This is a genomic window from Candidatus Sulfotelmatobacter sp., from assembly GCA_035498555.1.
GTDB lineage: Bacteria > Eisenbacteria > RBG-16-71-46 > RBG-16-71-46 > RBG-16-71-46 > DATKAB01.
In genome coordinates, this window is the sequence record DATKAB010000051.1 from 24293 (window position 1) to 43461 (window position 19169).

Below are 19169 nucleotides of genomic sequence, written 5' to 3' on the forward strand. Positions count from 1 at the left end.
AGTCGTGAGGGGGCCCTGCCTCCCCGCCCCTACGCCGCCTTGGGCGCCGGCGGCTTCATGTATTCGGGATACTCGTCGGCCTTCAAGGCCCGCACGATCTTCAGCTCTTCGGGGAGCGGCTGGTACTCGTAGACCGTGCTCGCGGTGAGCAGATTCTTCTGGGCGTCGGTCAGCACGCGCACGCGCGGCCGGTAGAGATCCTCGGAGTTGGGCGCGAGCACGATCGCCAGCGCGCCGTCGGAGAGCTCGACGAGCTGCCCGGGCGGATAGATCCCGACCGACTGCACCAGCGCCCACAGCATCGCGGCGTCGAATCGCGACGCCATCGGTCCGAGCATGCGCCCGAGCGCGTCGTAGGGCGTGATCGCCTGGCCGCCGCGGCTGCGATGCGTGAGCAGGCTCACGTAGCAGTCGGCGACCGACACGATCCGCGACAGCACGTTGGGCGTCCAGTCGCCGCGGTTCTTGGGATCCCCGGTCGGATCCTGCGGCAGGTGGTGCTCCATCGCCACGCGCATGCAGCGCAGCGTGGTCGAGTTGAGGGCGGTGGTGCGGGCGAGCAGCTTGGCGCCTTCGATCGCGTGCTTCTCGGCGGCGAGCTTCTCCTGGTCGGTGAACTCGTCGATGCCGTGGCGGATGCGCGCCATCACCACGCTCTTGCCGACGTCGTGGAGCAGCGCCGCGACGCCCAGATCGGCCAGTGCCTTGCGGTCGAGCTCCAGGAAGTAGCCCATGCTCACCGAGACGATGCAGACATTGACCGCGTGAGCGTAGGTGTATTCGTCGTGCTGGCGCAGAACCGCGAGGCCCACCACCACCGGCTGGTGCTTGAACGCGTCGTCCACCAGCGGCTGCACCACGCGCTTCGCGTGCTTGAGGTGGAAGCCCTCATGCAGCGACGTGGTCGCCAGCAGCGAGCGCATGCCGTCCACCGCCATCGAGTAGTTCTTGCGGACCGCGCCGCCGGGGAGGATGTGCGGATCCTCCTGCTCCTCCTCGGGCTTCTGCTCCTCGGTGGACCAGGCGTCCTCGAAGGCCTCCCGGGGCTCCTCCTCGGGCATGCCGATGTCCGGTCCCGGCGCTTCGGTCGAGGCGTGGATCGCCGGCAGGATGTGATCGACGTGATTCGCGAGGCAGGCCTCGAGCAGCGCGGTCCCGTGGTAGACGTCGGGCTGCATGAAGTAGCTGAAGAACCGCTCCAGCTCGTCGAGATCGAGACCGGGCTCGACCTTGATGCCGGCGATCTTGCGGCGCTGGAACTCGTCGTGGATCACCTGGTGGAAACGGATGTTGGCGGTTCGCACCGGAATGCGCAGGCCGTTCAAGTAGAGGTCGGTCTCGAGCGCGACCAGCACCACTTCCCTGGTGTCGTCGAGGATTGGGCGCAGCGAGTCGAGAAAGCTCGACATCTGCTCGCGGAACAGGTGATTGCCCACCTGATAGGCGCGTCCCACTCGGATCACGCCCGCGAGCCGCATCACCAGGCGCAACCCGGCCTCGCGCACCTTGAAGTCGAAGGTGTGCTTGTCGCCGGTGACGCCCGAGCCAGCCGCCAGTTTCTTCTGCGCGTCTTCGCTCATGCCGCCCGCCTTCCCGCCATGCCCTGCATCGCCGCCTCGCGGATCGCCGGGCTGCGCGAGCGCAACGCATGTTCGAGCGCCGCGCTCGACGCGTCGGTGCCGATCTTCTGCAGCAGGCGCGCGGAGCCGGTGCGCACCAGCGAGGGCGCCGCCATCCAGCCGCCGCGCTCGAGCAGGCCGGCGAGCATCGGCACGCAGGTGTTGTCCACCCAGTCCGACAGCGTGTGCAGATAGCCGCGCAGCACCCACTCGGGCGCGTGTTCGAAGTTGGGCGCCGCGAAGCGCTCGAGCAGCGACTTGAGCGCGCGCGGCCGGCGGTCGCGCGAGAGCATGGCAAGCGTCGCCGACAGCAGCTGCTGGTCGCGCGTGTCGAGCTGGCTCAGCAGGATCGGGAGCCGCTGCTCCGCCGGCACGCCGCCCAGCGCCTGCACCACCTGGCGGCGCACGCGCGGCTCGGGATGGCGTGCGGCGACGCGCAGCAGGTCCATCACCTCGACGCCGCCGATCTGGCCGAGGATGAACACCGCGTTCCGCACTACGTACCAGCGCGGATCGTTGACCGCGCCGGCCAGCAGCATCGGATTTTCGGTGCAGGTGTAACAGAGCGCGGTGCAGGCGGCGGCGCGCGGACGGCTGCGCGAGCACAGCGTCATCACCGCGAGCGCCAGGTCCACGCCGTAGGGGCCGAGCCCCACCGACACCGCGGCGAACCGCGCCTGATCCTGGTCGTCCGACTCCTCGAGCTGCTCGGAGATGTCGTTCAACGGCAGCTCCTTGACCTTGGCGGTCAGCTCGTCGCGCACGAATCGCAGGTCGGAATCGAACTCCTTGAGCAGCGCCAGCGCTTCGGTGGCCTCCTTCCAGTCGGTGCGGTGGATCGCGCTCAGCACCCAGGTCATCGCGGAACGGGCCACGATCGAGCGCGTGTCGTCGCTCGGATCGACCTTCAGCATGTGGCGGAGCGTGTCGGTGGCCTCGGTGGTCCACACCCGGTCGCGATCCTCGGCCCAGGTCGCCATCAGGAATGAACGGGCCAATTCGACGTCGGGCAGCAGATCCTCGTAGGCCTGCTTCGCGTCTCCGGTCTGATAGGGCAATTCCCAGTCGTCGAAGGTGTCGCGGTGCAGACCTTGAGCGCCCTGCACCTGTCCCAGCTCGGCGTGGATCTCGGTCCCGGTCGGCGCCCAGCTGAACGCGAGGGCGTTGAACTCCATCTCGTCCTTGTCCTTTTCGCCCGGCTTCCTGGACGAGAGGTAGATGGTCTGCTCGAGCGGCACCGCCTCGACGCGGATGTAAGTGAGGTTGGCCTGCCACATGAGCGTCAGCAGATCGTCGTGATGGGTGGCTTCCTGCCCGACCATGCGCACGGCGTCGAAGAACGAGTCGAAGTCCTCGCGCGGCATGCCCTCGGCGATCTGCAACGTTCGAATGCCGTCGCGATAGAACAGGAACGGCAGCGTGTCCTCCGGGTTGGGAGGCGGCGCATCGTGCCCGGGCGGCGCGATGTACGGGCGAACCACCGGCTCGTTCTCGAGCCGGATCTCGCGCGCCGTGAAGCGCAGCGTGATGGTGCCGTGGTTCTTGAGGATCTCGCTGAGCCCGTTCGCGACGAGGTCGCGCGTTTGCTTGACCACCGGGTTGTCGCTGCGATAGAGGCGGGCGACCCGCAGGGCGCGCGCGAACTGCCGCAGCCAGGCGTGCAGAGCCTGGCCGGCGGGCGACAGGTCCTTGTGCGAATGCGCTCGTTGCTGCGGCGAATAGTCGGGCGCCATGGAGCCTCTCCAGCCGGTGAGGTGGTCGAGTTATCGGCCGGCCGCCCATTGGCTTGAAGCCCGGAAATGGGCGGGCCGCCCCGGCTGGGGGCGTTCGAAACGGCCCCGGCCTTGCGCTCGGCCCGCGGCTGCCTTAGGCTGCCCCGTCCTTTCCCGACCCGCCCAACCCGCCGCACTCACGAGGCTTAGCCGATGAAGCGCACCTATCGCCCCCGCAATCGCCACCGCAAGAAGACGCACGGGTTTCGGGCCCGCATGTCGTCCAAGGGCGGCCGCAAGGTGCTGGCGGCCCGTCGCAAGCGCGGCCGCAAGCGCCTGACCCCCACGGCTCCCAAGAAGTAGCCGCCAGATCATGCGGTCAACGGGCGGGTCCGGCGCGCGAGCGCCGCTCACCCATCACCCTGCCGCCCACGCCGGATGCGGGCCACTCTCTTGATCGGCGGGGCGCCGGCCCTTCCGCCGGCATGGAGCGCGATGAGCGATCGTCACCCCGAGCGGCTCGCCGCCAGCAATCGCCTGCGCTCGTCCCGCGAGCATGCCGCGGTGCGCGCGGGCGCCACCGCACATCGCGGGCGTTTCTGCCTGCTGCTTTCGCTCGCCGCGCCCGGCGAGCAAACCAAGCTCGGCTTCCTCGCCAGTCGCCGCGGGGTCGGGAACGCCGTGCAGCGCAATCGCGCCCGCCGGCGGCTGCGCGAGATCGTGCGGCGGCGCTGGCCGCGCATTCCGGCCACCGGCCTGTGGCTCGAGTTCGTGGCGTCGGCGGGCGTGCTCGCTGCGACGCATCAGGAGCTGGCAAGCGAGGTCGAGCGCCTGCTCACCGCGGCCGGCGCGCTCGCGCCGCTCGAATCACCGGGCCGCTGATCCCGTGCGCGCGCTCGCAGTACTTCTGATTCGCGGCTACCAGCTGGTGCTGGGGCCCCATTTCGCCGGCGCCTGCCGTCACGTGCCGAGCTGCTCGGAGTACGCGCGCGAGGCGATCGAGCGCCACGGCATGCGCGGCGTGTGGCTCGCGCTGCGGCGTCTGTCGCGCTGCCGGCCGTTCGGATCCCACGGCTACGACCCGGTGCCCTGACCATGGACAAGCGCGGCATCGCGGCGGTGGTTCTGTGCGTGGCGTTCCTCATTCTCTACCCGCAGATCCTGAAGCTGATCGGGCTCGACAAGTATCTGTATCCGCCGAAGTCGTCGCCGACGCGCGCCACTTCGACCGCGGTCGACTCGAGCCGGGTCGCGGCGGCCGCTCGGCCGCTTCCGCCCGCCGCCACGCCCGGCGCTGCTGCGACCGGCGCGAGCAATCCGGGCGCCGCGACCCCGCCCTCGCTCGGCGCGACGCCACTGGTCGCCCGCTCGGGCAGCCTCGAGCGGAGCTACGCGATCGAGACGCCGCTCTATCGCGCCACGTTCTCGGATCGCGGCGCGCGACTGGTGGCGGTCGAGCTCAAGAACTACGTGACCGCTCACGGCGTGGGCGTCAGCAAGGCGGCGCGCGAGGAGGCGCCGCACGTGGCGCTGGGCGGGGGGCCGTCCTTCGGGCTCGACCTCGGCTCGGGCGCGTCGCTTCGCTCGCTCGCCGAGCTCGACTACGCGGTCAGCGAGAGCCTCGACGCTGCCGGCGACGTGCGCACGATGAGCTTCACCGCGCGCGACAGCTCGGGAGTCGAGGTGCGCCAGACCTGGCGTGTGCGCCCGGAAGACTACGCCCTCGATCTCCAGGTGACGATCCGCGGCGTGCCCGACGCGATGCGGATTTCCGACTACACGCTCACCACCCGCTCGTGGCCGCTGCTCACCGAAGCGAATCAGCTGGCCGACGAGCGCGCGCTGCGCGCCTCGAGCCTGGTGGGCACCAACATCCATCGCGACCATCCCGGCCAGCTCAACAAGGGCCCGAAGGACTACGACGGCAACGTGGTGTGGTCGGCGGTGCAGACCCGCTACTTCGTCGGCGCGGTCGCGCTGGTGAGTGGGCCCGCACGGGGCTCGAACGCCAGCACCAGCAAGCGCCCGCTCAGCAGCGAGGAGGTGGCGGCCCTCGGTCCCGACGCCAAACCCGAGCAGGACGTGGTTCAGAGTGGGCTGGTGATGGCTCTGCCTTCGAGCGAGAGCCCGGTCCATCGCTTCGTTGTCTACTTCGGTCCGCTCGAGTACCAGCGGCTTGCGAAGCTGCATCTCCAGCTCGAGCGCGTGGTGGACATGGGCTGGACGTGGCTGCTGCCCTTCAGCACCACGCTGCTCAGCCTGATGAAGTGGATCTACGGAGTGCTGCGCAACTACGGCCTCGCCATCGTGGCGCTGGCGACGCTGGTACGCGTGGTGCTGCATCCGCTCAACGTCACCAGCATTAAGAGCATGCGCGCCATGCAGCGGCTGCAGCCGGAGCTCGCGCGGATCAAGGAGAAATACAAGCACGATCCGCAGGCGTTCAACGCCGCCACCATGGCGCTCTACAAGGAGAACAAGGTGAATCCGGCCAGTGGCTGCCTGCCGATGTTCGTGCAGATGCCGCTGTTCTTCGCGTTGTATCAGGTGTTGTACAACTCCATCGAACTGCGCCGTGCGCCGTTCGTGGCGTGGATGCAGGATCTGTCGGCCCCCGACCTGGCGTTCACCATCGGCCCGCTCCCGGTCCGCCTGCTGCCGCTGCTGATGGCGGGCTCGGGACTGCTTCAGCAGTCGGTGACGCCGACCGATCCGACCCAGCGCCCCACCATGTACATGATGAACGTGGTGATGCTGGTGTTCTTCTACAACCTCCCTTCGGGACTGGTGCTCTACTGGACCGTCATGAACCTGCTCACCGCCCTCCAGCAATGGATGGTGCTGAGGCAGGACGGCGGGGCCGTGGTGCCGGCCGTGCAGGCCGCGCCGGTCACGGCTCGCGGGCGGCGCAAGTGACTCGAAGGGGCCGTTTCTCACCGTAGCGACGGAGGGTGCGGAGCAGGTAGACTCGGCTCAGCCAACGCGGCTCGCGCTTCCTCTAGCGCCACGCGCCGCCCACGATCCGGTTCGCTGACATCGCCGCCCGCGGAACAACACTCCGTTCGCTTCCCGCGGCGGCCCGCCAAGAGGTTCGACATGGGGCCATCAGGCTCGGTTTTCGAAGGTAAGACGCTGGACGAAGCGGTTCGCAAAGGGCTCGAGTCCCTGGGACTCAGCCGCGCCGAGGCCATGATCTCGGTGATCGAAGAAGGTTCGGGTGGGTTTCTCGGGTTCGGCTCGCGCCCCTACAAGGTGCGCGTGATGCCGCGGCCGGGCGGCGCGATCCGCGAGCCCGAGTATCGCCAGGACGACGACCGGGGACGCTCGCGGGGACGCGGGCGGGAACGCGGAGGCCGCGACCGCGGTGGACGCGGCGGCCGGGGCGAGCGCGAGGGGCGCGGCCCGCGCGGTGGCCGCGAGGGCGGTGTCGGTCGCGGCGAACGTGTTGGTCGCGACGAACGCCGCCCGCCGATGGCGGCCTCGGGTGAACGGCGCGGGCGCGGCGACGAGCGGCGGCGTCCCGACGACCGGCCGCGCGGTGAAGAACGCGTGGGTGCCGAAGACCGTGGCCGCCGAGAAGAGCGTGGACGCGGCGAGGATCGCGGCCGCGGGCCCGACCGTTCACGCGAGGCGCGTGAAGATCGCCCGCGCGAGGACCGCATGCACGAGGCGCCGCGCCCGGTCAGCAACGGGCACGACGCGCACGCCGAGCCGCCGGCGATCGAGATGGAAGCGCGCGGCGGCGAGGAGATCGGCGAGCGCGGCGATCGCGAGGGCGGCGGCCGCCGCCGTCGTCGCCGTGGCCGTCGCGGAGATTCCGGCCGCGGCGAGCGTGGCGATCGCGGCATGCCGATGGAGCGGGGCGAAGGCCATGGCGAAGAGCGCGGGCCGGCCGTGATGGCGCCGCGCGCCACCGACGCCGGCGGCGCCGACGTGGTCGCGGCTCCCGGCACCCCGGCGCTTTCCAACGACGCGCTGGCCGCCGAGGGCAAACGCTGGACCGAGCAGCTCCTGACCGCGATGGGCTTCGAGGCCACCGTGCGCGCCAGCGCCGAGGGCGATCGCGTGAACGTGAGCGCGGCCGTCGCGAGCGACGAGAAACTATTGACCGGTGAAAAGGGCGAGGTGCGGCAGGCCCTGCAGCAGTTGCTCAACCGCATGATCAACCGCGGCGAGACCTCGCGCTACCACCTGCAGCTCGAGATCAACGACTTCTGGGAGAAGCGCGAGAACGAGCTGCGCGGGCTCGCCCAGCGGCTGGCCGAGGAGGCTCTGTCGCGGAACGGCGAGGTGATCACCGACTATCTCAACGCCCAGGAGCGCCGCATCATTCATGTGACGCTGCGGGAAGATTCGCGCGTCAAGACCTACGCGCTCGGGACCGGGCACATCAAACGCCTGGCCGTGGCGCCCGCGGGCCACGAGGGCGGCGGAGAAGAGGTCGAGGACTAAGCGCGCGTTGGACGTGACAAGGCGCCGGTCTCGGTTCCGAGGCCGGCGCCTTTGACTTGGGGTTCGAAGCGCGGGTTGTGATCAGGGCGCGCCGACAATCATCGATAGAAGCTCTTGATCGCGCCCCAGGTCATGTTGCGGACCGGCGTCGCCGAGCACGGTGTGGTGCCCGCGGCCTGCCAGCGGAGGCAGGTGTTGGCGAGCGGGGTGGTGAGGTTCTGCTGAATCGATCCGAATAGGTGAATAGTGTTGAGGACGATCGTGGCGGGGGTCGCGCAACCGCCGCACACGCCGGACCCGGCCGTTTTCTGTGTATCGATCGTCACTCGGAATGCATAGTATTCCGTACCGTGATGAAGGTTTGCCGCTGTGGAGTTGAAGAAGCTCGCAAACAACTGCGCCCGGCTCGGCGACGAAAAAACTAGATTGCCGTCGCACCATTGGAACGTCCGCCAGACGAAAGAGGCACGGGGCGTACTCCCCGGCCAAGCGTATGTGCAGCCGCCTGGCGCGGCATTGAAGTCTGCCGCGGCGTTGATCGATCCTGTTCTGCAGCCACCTGCGAAGCACATCTGCCACCAATCCGGAAGATTGGGCGCATCACTCTGCAGGTCCAGATACACATCCATGTCGGAGAACCCGGGGAAGTCGGCGGTCAACGAAAAGGACGCCGTCATCGAGAAGCTGCCGGTGTTCGAGCCACAAGCAAAGGTCTGAACGGTCTGCGGATTGTCGGCCCAGCAGCCGTCGCCCCAGGTGAGATTCATGCCGTCGGCGTGAGAGTCCACGGCCAGGCATGTCGTTAGCGTCGACAGCACGGCGAAGAGAAGCCCAGGCCGATGGCGCATGACATAAGCCTACATCAGTCGCGCTCGGCGCCGATCATCGATAGAAGCTCTTGATCGCGCCCCAGGTCGTGTTGCGGACCGGCGTTGCCGAGCAGGGCGTGGTGCTCGCCGCTTGCCAGCGCAGGCAGGAATTGGCGAGAGGCGTGGTGAGTTGGTCAGTGATCTCGCCGAAGAGCGAAATCTTGTTCAACACGAGGGTCGCCGGAACCAGGCACCCACCGCAGACGTTTGAGCCAGTGGTCTTTCGGGCATCGATAGTGAGGCGAAACGCGTAATACTCTGTCCCCTGGTGGAGCGTCCCGCCTCCGCCGCTGCCAAAATCGCCGAGCCATTGCGCCCGGTTAGCCGGGGGCGCCGGAGCCGCGCCGCCACTGCACCACTGACTTGTTCGCCAACTCATACTCACGTACGGCGTGCTGCCGGGCCACTCGTAGACACAGCCGCCGGGAGCGACATTGAAGTCCGCTGACCCACTCAACGCTCCCGATCTACAGCCTCCTTGGTCGCAGAGTTGCCACCAATCCGGAAGGCTGGGAGAATCGCTTTGGAGGTCGACCTGTGCAAAAAAGGAAGTGAACTGGGGCAGGTCTTGGCTGGGCATGAAGGAGGCAGTCATCGTGAAAGTGTTTGGGTTCGCGTCGCAGGCGAAGGTCTGGACGGTCTGGGGATTGTCCGCCCAGCAGCCGGAGCCCCAGGTGAGGTTCATTCCGCCGGCGTGAGAGTCCACTGCCAAGCATGCCGTTAGCGTCGACAGCACGGCGAAAAGAAGCCCAGGCCGATTGCGCATGACATAAGCCTACACCAGTCGCGCTCGGCGCCGATCAACGATAGAAGCTCTTGATCGCGCCCCAGGTCATGTTGCGGACCGGCGTCGCCGAGCACGGCGTGGTGCCCGCGGCCTGCCAGCGGAGGCAGGTGTTGGCGAGCGGGCTGGTGATCTTGTCCTCGCCGACACCGCCGAGATCGATCTCATTCAGCACGATGGTCACAGGGACGCTGCAGCCGCCACATGCAGCGCCGCCGATGGTCTTCTGCGCGTCGATGTTCAGCCGAACAGCGTAGTACTCGGTGCCACGATGAGCCGTCGTGTCTACGACGCCAGGAATCGAGACGGTACCGAATACTTGACCCCGGTTGGCCGCGATGACGCCCCCGCCACAGGCACCAGGAGTGCGCCAGTTCAAAGCCAAGGTCGGCGAACTGCCAGGCCAGGCAAAGGCGCAGGCGCCAACGGTCGAGTTGAAGGCGGCGGTCCCCGTCAATGCCCCATTTCGGCAACCACCAACACTGCAGAACTGCCACCAGTCTGGCAGATTCGGTGAGTCGGCTTGCAAGTCAATCTCGAACTGAAAGATGTCGAACTGGCGGATGTCGATACTTGGAACGAACGAAGCCGTCATCGCGAACGTGCCGACGTTCGTGTCGCAGGCGAAGGTCTGGACGGTCTGAGGATTGTCGGCCCAGCAGCCTTCGCCCCAGGTGAGGTTGATGCCGCCGCCAGCATGGGCGCCGCGAACCAGCGCGATGCCCAAGACGCAAGCCAGCAGCGCCAATGGCGGCACCCTTCCGCCCGCCAGAATCCCAGCTTTCGAGCGCCTCATTTACAGTTGATGATAACTCTGTAGGCTCACGGGCCACACGCCATTTCGGCCGCTTCAGATTTTCGACTCGAGCGAAATCCCGAATCGTGACGGATCTGCACGACGCCATTGCCGCCATCGCCACCTCGCCCGGCGCCGCCGGGCTCGCGGTGGTGCGCCTTTCCGGGTCCTCGGCGCTTGGGATCGCGGCCAGCGTGTTTCGCGGCGGCACCGCTCTGGCCGAGGCCCCGAGCCACACGCTGCACCACGGCTGGATCGTGGACGCCGATGGGGGGCGCATCGACGAAGTCGTGGCCGCGATCTTCCGCGCGCCGCGCTCTTACACGCGCGAGGACGTGGTCGAGCTGTCGTGCCACGGCGGCCGGTTGAGCGCCGCTGGAGTGCTCGAGGCGTTGATCAGCGCCGGCGCGCGGCTCGCCCGCCCCGGCGAATTCACGCTGCGCGCGTTCCTGAACGGCCGGCTCGATCTGGCGCAGGCCGAGGCGGTGGCCGACGTGATCCAGGCCGAGACCGAAGCGGCGCGCGGCTTGGCGCTTGGGCAGCTCGTGGGCGATCTGTCGCGCCGGCTCGACGCGCTTTCGGAACGGATCGCCGACCTGCTCGCCGAAGTCGAGGCGCGCGTGGACTTCGCCGAGGACGTGGGCGGAGTCGAGATTCCGCCGCGCGCGCGCGACGAAATCGCGGTGGTGGACGCCGCGCTCGCCGCGCTGCTCGAGGGCGCCGCCTACGGCCGCGCGCTGCGCGAGGGGCTCCGGCTGCCAATCGTGGGGCGGCCCAACGTGGGCAAGTCGTCGCTGTTCAACGCGCTGATCGGCGAAGAGCGCGCGATCGTCACGCCCGAAGCCGGCACCACGCGCGATCGGGTGAGCGAGCCGCTCGAGATCCGCGGCGTGCGCGTGCTGATTTCTGACACGGCGGGGCTCCGCACCGAGGCCGGCGGCGGCGCTTAGCGGTAGAAGCTCTTGATCGCGCCCCAAGTCATGTTGCGCACCGGCGTCGCCGAGCACGGCGTGGTGCCTGCGGCCTGCCAGCGGAGGCAGGTGTTGGCGAGCGGAGTGGTAAGTCTGTCCACGCTGATCCCACCGAGGTCGATCTCGTTGAGCACAAGTGTGACAGGCACGTTGCACCCACCACATGCGCTGCCACCGCTGGACTTCTGCGCGTCTATGTTCAGGCGGAACGCGTAGTACTCGGTCCCACGATGGATCGTCGGATATCCATCGCTCGCGACGGAACCGCGTAGTTTGGCCCGGTTCGCGGCGAGGTTGATGCCCCCGCCACAGGCGCCTGCGGTGAACCAGTCCATGGTCAGGCTTGGCGACCTCCCAGGCCATGCGTAGGCGCAGCCCCCGGGTGCCGAGGTGAAGTCGGCTGTACCGGTCAATGAACCCATACGGCATCCGTCAGCGCTGCAGAATTGCCACCAATTCGGGAGGGTCGGAATATCTGCCTGCACGTCGATCTCAAAGTCGAGGGCAAAGAACATCGGAAGGTCGAAATCAGGAGCGAAAGACGCGGTCATGGGGAATGCGCCGACGTTCGTGTCGCAGGCGAAGGTCACCAGGCTCTGGGGGTTGTCGACCCAGCACCCGTTACCCCAGGCGAAATTGATGCCGCCGGCGGATGCCGAGCCGGCCCAGACGGCCAAGACCGCGGTGGGGAGAAGGGCGCAGCGCATTGTGGCCTCCACGTGAACGAGCCGGTGACCAAGTTTCGTCCGGGGACAATTCTATGGCCCGGTGACGGCGTAGTTCAATGCCTTCATGGAGCTGACCTCGGCACAATGCCTTTCGGGCAGCCATCCTTGGGTGCTCATGGCGCCCGGCTAGACTCGCCCTCGCTCGCCGGCTTGCTCAGAGGGGCGCGACCGGCCGATTATCCGCGCTAGCGGTCCTGCCGGCCGCGTCGGCCCCAATGCGTGCTGCTATTTCGTAAAGGAGAGCTCGCCCATGCGGTCTACCTGCGAAGAACTATTGCGGCTTCTATGCGTCCCACGCGTCCTTTTTCGCGCCTGGACCTTGCACGCCATTAGGCTTGCGACCGCGAGTTCGCTTCTGGCGGTGGGCCCCGCATGGGCCACGGACCACTGCTTCGACATCCCCGACACCTGCGACCGGGTGACGATTCATCCTTTATGCAGCAACCCGGCCCAAAAGTATTGCTGTCGACCATTTCCCCCTGCCGCGGCAGGCGACAATGTGCCCGGTCGGCGCCCGGGCTTCAAAGCGAAGGACTTCTCGCTTTTCAAATGGAATGGGCTCTATCACCTAGTCTACATCCTCCACAATTCGGACGATCTTGGCACCTCGTCCGAGACGCGTTTCGGTCACGACATCTCTAAGGACCTCTACCACTGGGACTCACTCCCGCCCATACTTCCCGTCCGGGCAGACAAATGGGATAACACTAATATGTGGGCGCCCTTCGTCATTCAGCGCGATAGCACCTTCAACCTCTTCTATACCGGCGTGTCCACAAGCGGCAAGCAATCGATTGGGCTTGCGACTTCCTCCGATCTCCTCGACTGGCAGCGGAGGGATACTCCAATCTTTTCATGCGCGAACGCTCCTTGGACGTGGTGTGACTCGTTGAACGGATATGGGCGCGACTTTAGGGACCCGTTCGTTATGCGTGATCCGGATAGTCTTGGGCGCTGGATTATGTACTATTCGACCCGAGTGCCTGCCGTTGGCGATTCCACGACAGTGCCCGGGGTCGCCCTCTCTTCCGGGGATTTCACTGCATGGCGTGATCATGGGTCGCTGTGGACGCGCAACACAAATTGGTGGGATAACAACCGCCAGCTCGAATCGTCCCACCTGTTTGGGCACAACAACAAGTGGTTTATCGCCTATACGACAAATTCTGGCCAGCCATTGGAATTCCAGACGGGCAACGACCCGAGCGACTCGACAGCATGGAGCTTTTGGGACCGCATCGGGAATCTGGATTGTCTTGATACTAATTCCGAGTTCGCCTCCGAGTATCTTAGCGACCCAAGTGTTGGGGGTTCGGGGCGGGAGTACTATTGCGCCGTCAGCTTCGGCTCGATCCTGATCTGGCAGATGCGATGGTGGGGCGGCAATTCCTGGGGTGGCGATTCCACGTACTTTTCACTCGAAACTCCAGCCAACGTCATCGCGCCTTCGGCCGTGACCGACCTGTCGGCCGAGATGGGCAAGACGACGGCAGTCCTGACTTGGACTGCCCCCGGCGCGGACACAACCACGGGGACGGCGGCGTTCTACGATCTACGCTACTCCACCGCGCCGATCACAGGGGCGAATTTCAGCAGCGCCATGCGGATCACGACGGCGGACCCAGATCCGGCCGGGACACTGGAATGCATTGGACTCTCGTCGCTCTCGTCGTGCACGAGTTACTACTTCGCCATCAAGACCTCGGACGCCGACAGCAATAGCTCGGCGATCAGCAATGTCGCGTCCGGTGAAACGCTGTGCAGCGGACACACCGAGTACCTTTGCGGCTTCGACGATCTGATGGCTCAGGGCGGGGGTGGCAGCGGCATGGCGGTCGAGAATGGGATCCTCGACCTGGCGACGACGAGCGCAGCAGCCACCGACATCTATGCTCTGAAGGCGAATGACGGCCCGCAGGTGGACTCGCTGGGAATCCGTCTCAGCCTCGGCGGCGGGAACTCGGTGGCGTTGGACGCCGCCCTGGTCGCGCTGGTGCCGCACGCTGACACTGTCCAAGCCTTTGTCGCGAGTCGGAGCCACGTGGTGGTCGGCAAACCGGTGGCGGTCGCCCAGATTACGGACAGCACGGGCGCGAGCATCTCGCCGACTGTCTCGGCAGCGGGGAGTACGAGGGCGGTGTCTGCGGGAACACTTTGGGACATTACCCTGTCTTCAGGCGCGTCGGCGGGCAGCCGACAGGCGCTGCTTATCGAACTGGCCGGTGGCGGAGCAGACGACGCGGCAGGGGGCGGTGGCGTACAGGTCCTGCTGCCCAATGGATCGGGGGGCTGGTCCAGCAGCGGCCTGATTCAACCGCGGCGGGGGCTTGACGCGTGCGTTCTCGACTCGGTCACCGCCAGCCACGTGCGCCTGCGTTTCAACCATGACTACCTGGTCGGCAACGTCGAACGAATCCCTGCCCCACAGCAAAGCTCACTAACATGGATCGCGCCGGGCAGCGCCATTTCCGCGTCGTCGGGATCGGTTGCGGGGGCGCTCTCGGCGATCGACGGCAGCGAGGCGACGCTGAGCGCCGGGGGCTCGATTACGCTGCGATATTCGACCCCGACCTCGGGCACGCAGCCTGCGCGCCAGGCGTTTCTCCTGCTGAGAGGCCGGCGGGTCGCTCCGCAGGGGTCGTCCATGATGTCCACTCGAGGGGACCAGCCTTCGCGGCCAGCGGCGCCGTTCGAGCTCCACCCAACCTATCCAAACCCATTCAGCTCCACGACCACGATCGGGCTTGCGCTGCCTACCGCGACCAGCGTGACGCTCGAGATCTATGACGCGAGCGGACGCCGGGTGCGGACGCTGCTCGCCGGAACGATGAGCGCTGGGTTCCACACGACGATCTGGGATCGCCGTGACGACCGGGGTGGTCTTGTCCCCGCCGGCGTCTATCTCTATCGGATCCGGGCGGGCGAGAATCAGTCCGAGGAAAAGGCCGTAGTTCTTCGTTGAGCCGCGAGCCAACGAAACTTGGGGCTCGCCGCTCATGACCCTCTCGGACACCATCGCCGCCATCGCCACCTCGCCCGGCGCCGCCGGGCTCGCGGTGGTGCGCCTTTCCGGGCCCTCGGCGCTTGGGATCGCGGCCAGCGTGTTTCGCGGCGGCACCGCTCTGGCCGAGGCCAGGAGCCACACGCTGCACCACGGCTGGATCGTGGGCGCCGATGGCGGGCGCATCGACGAAGTGGTGGCCGCGATCTTCCGCGCGCCGCGCTCCTACACGCGCGAGGACGTGGTCGAGCTGTCGTGCCACGGCGGGCGGTTGAGCGCCGCTGGAGTGCTCGAGGCGTTGATCGCCGCCGGCGCGCGGCTCGCCCGCCCCGGCGAGTTCACGCTGCGCGCGTTCCTGAACGGCCGGCTCGATCTGGCGCAGGCCGAGGCGGTGGCCGACGTGATCCACGCGGAGACCGAAGCGGCGCGCGGCTTGGCGCTCGGCCAGCTCGCGGGCGATCTGTCGCGCCGGCTCGAGGCGCTTTCGGAACGGATCGCCGATCTGCTCGCCGAAGTCGAGGCGCGCGTGGATTTCGCCGAGGACGTGGGCGGAGTCGAGATTCCGCCGCGCGCGCGCGACGACATCGCGGTGGTGGATGCCGCGCTCGCCGCGCTGCTCGAGGGGGCCGCCTACGGTCGCGCGCTGCGCGAGGGGCTGCGGCTGCCGATCGTGGGGCGGCCCAACGTCGGCAAGTCGTCGCTGTTCAACGCGCTGATCGGTGAAGAGCGCGCAATCGTGACGCCCGAAGCCGGCACCACGCGCGATCGCGTGAGCGAGCCGCTCGAGATCCGCGGCGTGCGCGTGCTGATTTCTGACACGGCGGGGCTCCGCGCCGAGGCCGGCGGCGTGGAGGCGATCGGCATCGCGCGTGCGCGCGAGACGCTCGCCGAGAGTCCGCTCGCGGTGTGGGTGGTCGACGCGTCCGAGCCGCTCGAGCGCGAGGATCGCGAGGTGGCGGCGCTGCTTTCCGCCGAACCTGCGCGCGCGGCGCCGCCGCGCCGGCTGGTGGTAGCGCTCAACAAATCCGATCGCGGCTCGCGGCTCGTCGCTGCCGATGTCGCGCCGCTCTTGAATGGCGCCGAACATCGCGCGGTGTCGGTCTCCGCGCTGAGTGGCGCAGGAGTCGGGGAGCTGCGCGATGTGCTGGGCACGTATCTCAGCGACTCGCGGTCTTCTGCCCACCCGGCGGTCTCGAATCCGCGACATGCCGAGGCGCTTTCGCGCGCTCGTGCCGCGCTCACACGCGCGTCGAGCGCCGCCTTCGATGGTGCTCCGGGCGAGATCCTGGCGCTCGAGCTGCGCGAGAGTCTCGCCGCGATCGGCGAAGTCACCGGCCGCTCGATCGGCCACGATCTGCTCGACCGGATCTTCAGCCGATTCTGCGTGGGGAAATGATCGAGCGCGCCGACTTCGTCTCGCCGATCGCCGCGTCCGGCGGGCTGGCGAACCGCGCCGCGTCGTTCGACGTGGTGGTGGTCGGCGCCGGACACGCCGGCTGCGAGGCCGCGGTCGCGTGCGCGCGGCTCGGCCTCGACACCGCGCTGCTCACCGTGAACCTCGCCGATTCGGCCAAGATGTCGTGTAACCCGGCCATCGGCGGCATCGCCAAGGGCCACATGGTGCGCGAGATCGACGCGCTGGGCGGCGTGATGGGCGTGGTCACCGATCGCGCCGGGATCCAGTTCAAGATGCTGAACCGCGCGCGCGGCCCGGCGGTGTGGTCGCCGCGCGCCCAGTGCGACAAGGCGCTCTACTCGGCCGAGATGTCGCGGCTGCTGGATTCGGTCGCGGGGTTGACGCGCGTCGCCGGCGTCGCGAATCACGTGCGGCTCGAAGCGGGGCGCGTCGCCGGCATCGAGCTGGACGACGGAACGCCGCTTCGCTGCCGCGCGGCGGTGATCACGCCGGGCACGTTCCTGAACGGTCTCATTCACATCGGGCCGCGGCAGATTCCCGGCGGGCGAATCGGCGAGCACGCGGCGCGCGCGCTGAGCGAATGCCTGGCCGAGCTCGGGCTCGAGCGCGGGCGCCTGAAGACCGGCACGCCGCCGCGGCTCCATAGGGACTCGATCGCTTGGGAGGCGGTTCTGCCCCAGCCCGGCGACGATCCGCCCGAGCCGTTCTCGCACTGGACCGATCGGCTGGAACTCGAGCAGGCGCTGTGCTGGCTCACGCGCACCAATGATCGGACGCACCGGGTGATCCGCGACCACCTGCACTTGTCGCCGCTCTACTCGGGCGCCATCAAGGGCCTGGGCCCCCGCTATTGCCCGTCGATCGAAGACAAGGTGGTCAAGTTCCCGGAGCGGACGAGCCACCACGTGTTCCTGGAACCCGAAGGGCGCGACGTACCCGAAATCTACGTCAACGGCATGTCGTCGAGCATGCCCGAGGAAGTGCAGCTCGAATTCATCCGCACGCTGGAAGGGCTCGAGCGCGCCGAAATGATTCGCCCCGGCTACGCGGTGGAGTACGACTTCGTGATGCCGCACCAGCTCGACGAGACGTTGCAAGTGAAGCGCGTGCCGGGGCTGTTCCTGGCCGGCCAGATCTGCGGCACGTCGGGCTACGAAGAGGCGGCAGCGCAGGGATTCGTCGCGGGCATCAACGCCGCACGGCTCGTGCGCGGTCGCGAGCGGTTCGTGCTGCGGCGCGATCAGGCCTACATCGGCGTGCTGGTCGATGACCTGGTGACGCGCGAGCATCGCGAGCCCTACCGCATGTTCACTTCGGCCGCCGAGCATCGGCTGCTGCTGCGCGCCGACAACGCCGACGAGCGGCTGTGCGCGATCGGCCGCGAGCTGGGCCTGATCTCAGCCGAGCAGATGGAGCAGGTGCGCGCGAAATATGCCGCGATCGAAGCCGAGGAGCGGCGCCTGTCGCGCGTGAGCGTCACGCTGCCGCGGGCGGCGGCGGAGACCGGCGCGGCGATCGAGCGCCACGCCGAAGCTGGCGAAGCGGGCGCGGCGAGCGCTGAAGATGCGACGGCGCCAATCGGCTCCGAGTCGCCGGAGGCGCCGCGCCGCGTGCGCGCGATCGATGCGCTGGCGCAGGCCGGCGTCACGTATGCTTCGCTCCGGAATTTCGGCGCTTCGCCGGAGCTGCCCGAGGCGTGGGGCGCGGCGCTCGAAGTGCGCGTGCGCTATCGCGGCTACATCGCGCGCCAGCAGGCCGCTGCACGCCAGGCGGCGGCGCTGGAATCGGCGGCCATTCCGCCGGCGCTATGGGAGCGCGAGCTGAATGGTCTGTCTCGCGAGGCGCGCGAGAAGCTGCTGCGCTGGCGGCCGACGACGCTCGGCCAGGCCGCGCGCATCGCCGGCGTGTCGCCGTCCGACGCGGCGGTGCTGATGGTGCATTTGAAGCGGCTGGGCGCGATCGAAGAAACCGCGACGCGAGGCTGAACGTCGCGTGCTAGGGTGCGCGAATGGGGCGCACACCCGGCAATCGCGGACGAAGTCCACGCGCACCGCGCCAGAGAGCGCCTGGCGTCGGTGGCCCGCGCGCGACCGGCGCGCCCGCGGGACGCCGGCGCTCGGATGGCCCTCGACCGAGTCGCTGGCCCGCTGCAGGCCCACGTTCGGGCGCTCCGCCTTCGGGCGCTCCGCCTTCGGGCCGATCGCGCTCGGGCGGCCCACGCTCGGGCGACCCGCGCTCGGGCCGATCGCGCGGTCCTGGCTCGGGTGGCCCGCCCGCCGCTCGTTCGCGTGCCCCGGGCTCGCGTCCGCCCTCGCGCACCTCTCGCGCGGGCGGTCCTCGCCCCGGCGAAGCGCGATCGCGCGACTCTCGCCCGGCCCCGTCGCGCCCGGGGAAATCGCGATTCCCAGCCTCGACCGCGCGCTCGGCGCCCGCCCGCCGACCGACGCCGCGCGAAGGCCCGGCCTACGATGAGCAGGCCCAGCGCTGGCCTGACGTGGGCGGGATTCTCGCGCGCCAGCCGTGGGCAGCGATTGAGCGCTTCGTTCCCGCGGCAGCCGACGGCCGCGTCGAGCGTCTGGTCCAGCTCCGGCGGTTCGTCGAGCTGCTGCTGCAATGGAATCGCCGTGTTTCCAATCTGATCTCGAAGAATGACGAGTCGCGCGTGGTCGAGGCGCATCTCGTGCCATCGCTCGAGCCGGCCGAGTGGATCGCTTCGCACCGGCTCTCGCGCTGGCTGGATTTCGGATCGGGCGGCGGCTTCCCCGCGATTCCGCTCGCGCTGTGCGGCGTGGGCGAGCACTGGGATCTCGTGGAATCGCG

The 19169-nt window shown here is 68.3% G+C and carries 16 protein-coding genes; 10 read left to right on the forward strand and 6 right to left on the reverse strand.

Annotated elements, in window-relative coordinates; all coding sequences use genetic code 11:
* Window positions 1–29 precede the first annotated feature (29 nt).
* Both VMJ70_04400 and VMJ70_04405 read right to left on the reverse strand, forming a co-directional pair.
* A complete protein-coding gene (locus tag VMJ70_04400; GenBank protein ID HTO90350.1) occupies window positions 30–1580 on the reverse strand; it encodes an HD domain-containing phosphohydrolase in 1551 nt (516 codons plus the stop codon).
* Window positions 1577–3352 (reverse strand): HEAT repeat domain-containing protein, encoded by a 1776-nt coding sequence (locus tag VMJ70_04405; GenBank protein ID HTO90351.1) that lies wholly within the window; start codon window positions 3350–3352, stop codon window positions 1577–1579. Before VMJ70_04405 ends, VMJ70_04400 begins: the two co-directional genes overlap by 4 nt.
* Before the next feature lie 192 nt (window positions 3353–3544).
* Between VMJ70_04405 and rpmH the strand changes: the two genes are divergently transcribed.
* The 5 genes from rpmH to VMJ70_04430 all read left to right on the forward strand — a co-directional run bounded on the left by rpmH (window position 3545) and on the right by VMJ70_04430 (window position 7783).
* Window positions 3545–3694: a 50S ribosomal protein L34 gene (gene rpmH / locus VMJ70_04410; GenBank protein HTO90352.1), complete on the forward strand. Its 150-nt coding sequence runs from the start codon at window positions 3545–3547 to the stop codon at window positions 3692–3694.
* A 132-nt stretch (window positions 3695–3826) separates the two neighbouring features.
* Entirely contained in the window at window positions 3827–4213 is a 387-nt protein-coding gene (gene rnpA / locus VMJ70_04415) for a ribonuclease P protein component (GenBank protein HTO90353.1), read from the forward strand.
* 4 nt (window positions 4214–4217) lie between these two features.
* Window positions 4218–4424: a membrane protein insertion efficiency factor YidD gene (gene yidD, locus VMJ70_04420; GenBank protein ID HTO90354.1), complete on the forward strand. Its 207-nt coding sequence runs from the start codon at window positions 4218–4220 to the stop codon at window positions 4422–4424.
* Window positions 4425–4426: 2 nt separating this feature from the next.
* Window positions 4427–6247 (forward strand): membrane protein insertase YidC, encoded by a 1821-nt coding sequence (gene yidC, locus VMJ70_04425; GenBank protein ID HTO90355.1) that lies wholly within the window; start codon window positions 4427–4429, stop codon window positions 6245–6247.
* Between the two features lie 180 nt (window positions 6248–6427).
* Window positions 6428–7783, forward strand: coding sequence for a Jag N-terminal domain-containing protein (locus VMJ70_04430; GenBank protein HTO90356.1), 1356 nt, complete (start codon window positions 6428–6430; stop codon window positions 7781–7783).
* Window positions 7784–7881: 98 nt separating this feature from the next.
* Here VMJ70_04430 and VMJ70_04435 read toward each other — a convergent pair whose 3' ends face one another.
* From VMJ70_04435 to VMJ70_04445, 3 genes are all read right to left on the reverse strand, one after another.
* Complete coding sequence (locus VMJ70_04435; protein ID HTO90357.1) at window positions 7882–8631, reverse strand: hypothetical protein; 750 nt, start codon at window positions 8629–8631, stop codon at window positions 7882–7884.
* A gap of 34 nt (window positions 8632–8665) precedes the next feature.
* The gene (locus VMJ70_04440; GenBank protein ID HTO90358.1) at window positions 8666–8824 is read right to left on the reverse strand and encodes a hypothetical protein; all 159 of its coding nucleotides are present in this window, start codon (window positions 8822–8824) and stop codon (window positions 8666–8668) included.
* Between the two features lie 628 nt (window positions 8825–9452).
* The gene (locus tag VMJ70_04445; protein HTO90359.1) at window positions 9453–10163 is read right to left on the reverse strand and encodes a hypothetical protein; all 711 of its coding nucleotides are present in this window, start codon (window positions 10161–10163) and stop codon (window positions 9453–9455) included.
* 155 nt (window positions 10164–10318) lie between these two features.
* On the opposite strand from VMJ70_04445, the gene mnmE (VMJ70_04450) reads away from it, so the two are divergent.
* Window positions 10319–11182, forward strand: a complete 864-nt coding sequence (gene mnmE / locus VMJ70_04450; GenBank protein HTO90360.1) for a tRNA uridine-5-carboxymethylaminomethyl(34) synthesis GTPase MnmE — start codon at window positions 10319–10321, stop codon at window positions 11180–11182.
* Here the strand turns inward: mnmE (VMJ70_04450) and VMJ70_04455 are convergent.
* A complete protein-coding gene (locus VMJ70_04455; GenBank protein HTO90361.1) occupies window positions 11179–11910 on the reverse strand; it encodes a hypothetical protein in 732 nt (243 codons plus the stop codon). The genes mnmE (VMJ70_04450) and VMJ70_04455 overlap by 4 nt on opposite strands.
* Window positions 11911–12292: 382 nt before the next feature.
* Between VMJ70_04455 and VMJ70_04460 the strand changes: the two genes are divergently transcribed.
* The 4 genes from VMJ70_04460 to VMJ70_04475 all read left to right on the forward strand — a co-directional run.
* Window positions 12293–14893, forward strand: coding sequence for a FlgD immunoglobulin-like domain containing protein (locus VMJ70_04460; GenBank protein ID HTO90362.1), 2601 nt, complete (start codon window positions 12293–12295; stop codon window positions 14891–14893).
* Between the two features lie 34 nt (window positions 14894–14927).
* Window positions 14928–16328, forward strand: a complete 1401-nt coding sequence (gene mnmE, locus VMJ70_04465) for a tRNA uridine-5-carboxymethylaminomethyl(34) synthesis GTPase MnmE (protein HTO90363.1) — start codon at window positions 14928–14930, stop codon at window positions 16326–16328.
* Entirely contained in the window at window positions 16325–18334 is a 2010-nt protein-coding gene (gene mnmG / locus VMJ70_04470) for a tRNA uridine-5-carboxymethylaminomethyl(34) synthesis enzyme MnmG (protein ID HTO90364.1), read from the forward strand. Before mnmE (VMJ70_04465) ends, mnmG begins: the two co-directional genes overlap by 4 nt.
* Before the next feature lie 509 nt (window positions 18335–18843).
* On the forward strand, window positions 18844–19169 hold a 326-nt coding region (locus VMJ70_04475), incomplete at its 3' end, for an RsmG family class I SAM-dependent methyltransferase (GenBank protein HTO90365.1).

Excerpts from the sequence above, each read along its gene's own strand:
- VMJ70_04400 (HTO90350.1), bottom strand. The coding sequence starts at position 1,580 with ATGAGCGAAGACGCGCAGAAGAAACTGGCGGCTGGCTCGGGCGTCACC.
- rpmH (HTO90352.1), top strand. The coding sequence starts at position 3,545 with ATGAAGCGCACCTATCGCCCCCGCAATCGCCACCGCAAGAAGACGCAC.
- VMJ70_04405 (HTO90351.1), bottom strand. The coding sequence starts at position 3,352 with ATGGCGCCCGACTATTCGCCGCAGCAACGAGCGCATTCGCACAAGGAC.
- VMJ70_04435 (HTO90357.1), bottom strand. The coding sequence starts at position 8,631 with ATGCGCCATCGGCCTGGGCTTCTCTTCGCCGTGCTGTCGACGCTAACG.
- VMJ70_04455 (HTO90361.1), bottom strand. The coding sequence starts at position 11,910 with ATGCGCTGCGCCCTTCTCCCCACCGCGGTCTTGGCCGTCTGGGCCGGC.
- yidC (HTO90355.1), top strand. The coding sequence starts at position 4,427 with ATGGACAAGCGCGGCATCGCGGCGGTGGTTCTGTGCGTGGCGTTCCTC.
- VMJ70_04430 (HTO90356.1), top strand. The coding sequence starts at position 6,428 with ATGGGGCCATCAGGCTCGGTTTTCGAAGGTAAGACGCTGGACGAAGCG.
- mnmG (HTO90364.1), top strand. The coding sequence starts at position 16,325 with ATGATCGAGCGCGCCGACTTCGTCTCGCCGATCGCCGCGTCCGGCGGG.
- mnmE (HTO90363.1), top strand. The coding sequence starts at position 14,928 with ATGACCCTCTCGGACACCATCGCCGCCATCGCCACCTCGCCCGGCGCC.
- rnpA (HTO90353.1), top strand. The coding sequence starts at position 3,827 with ATGAGCGATCGTCACCCCGAGCGGCTCGCCGCCAGCAATCGCCTGCGC.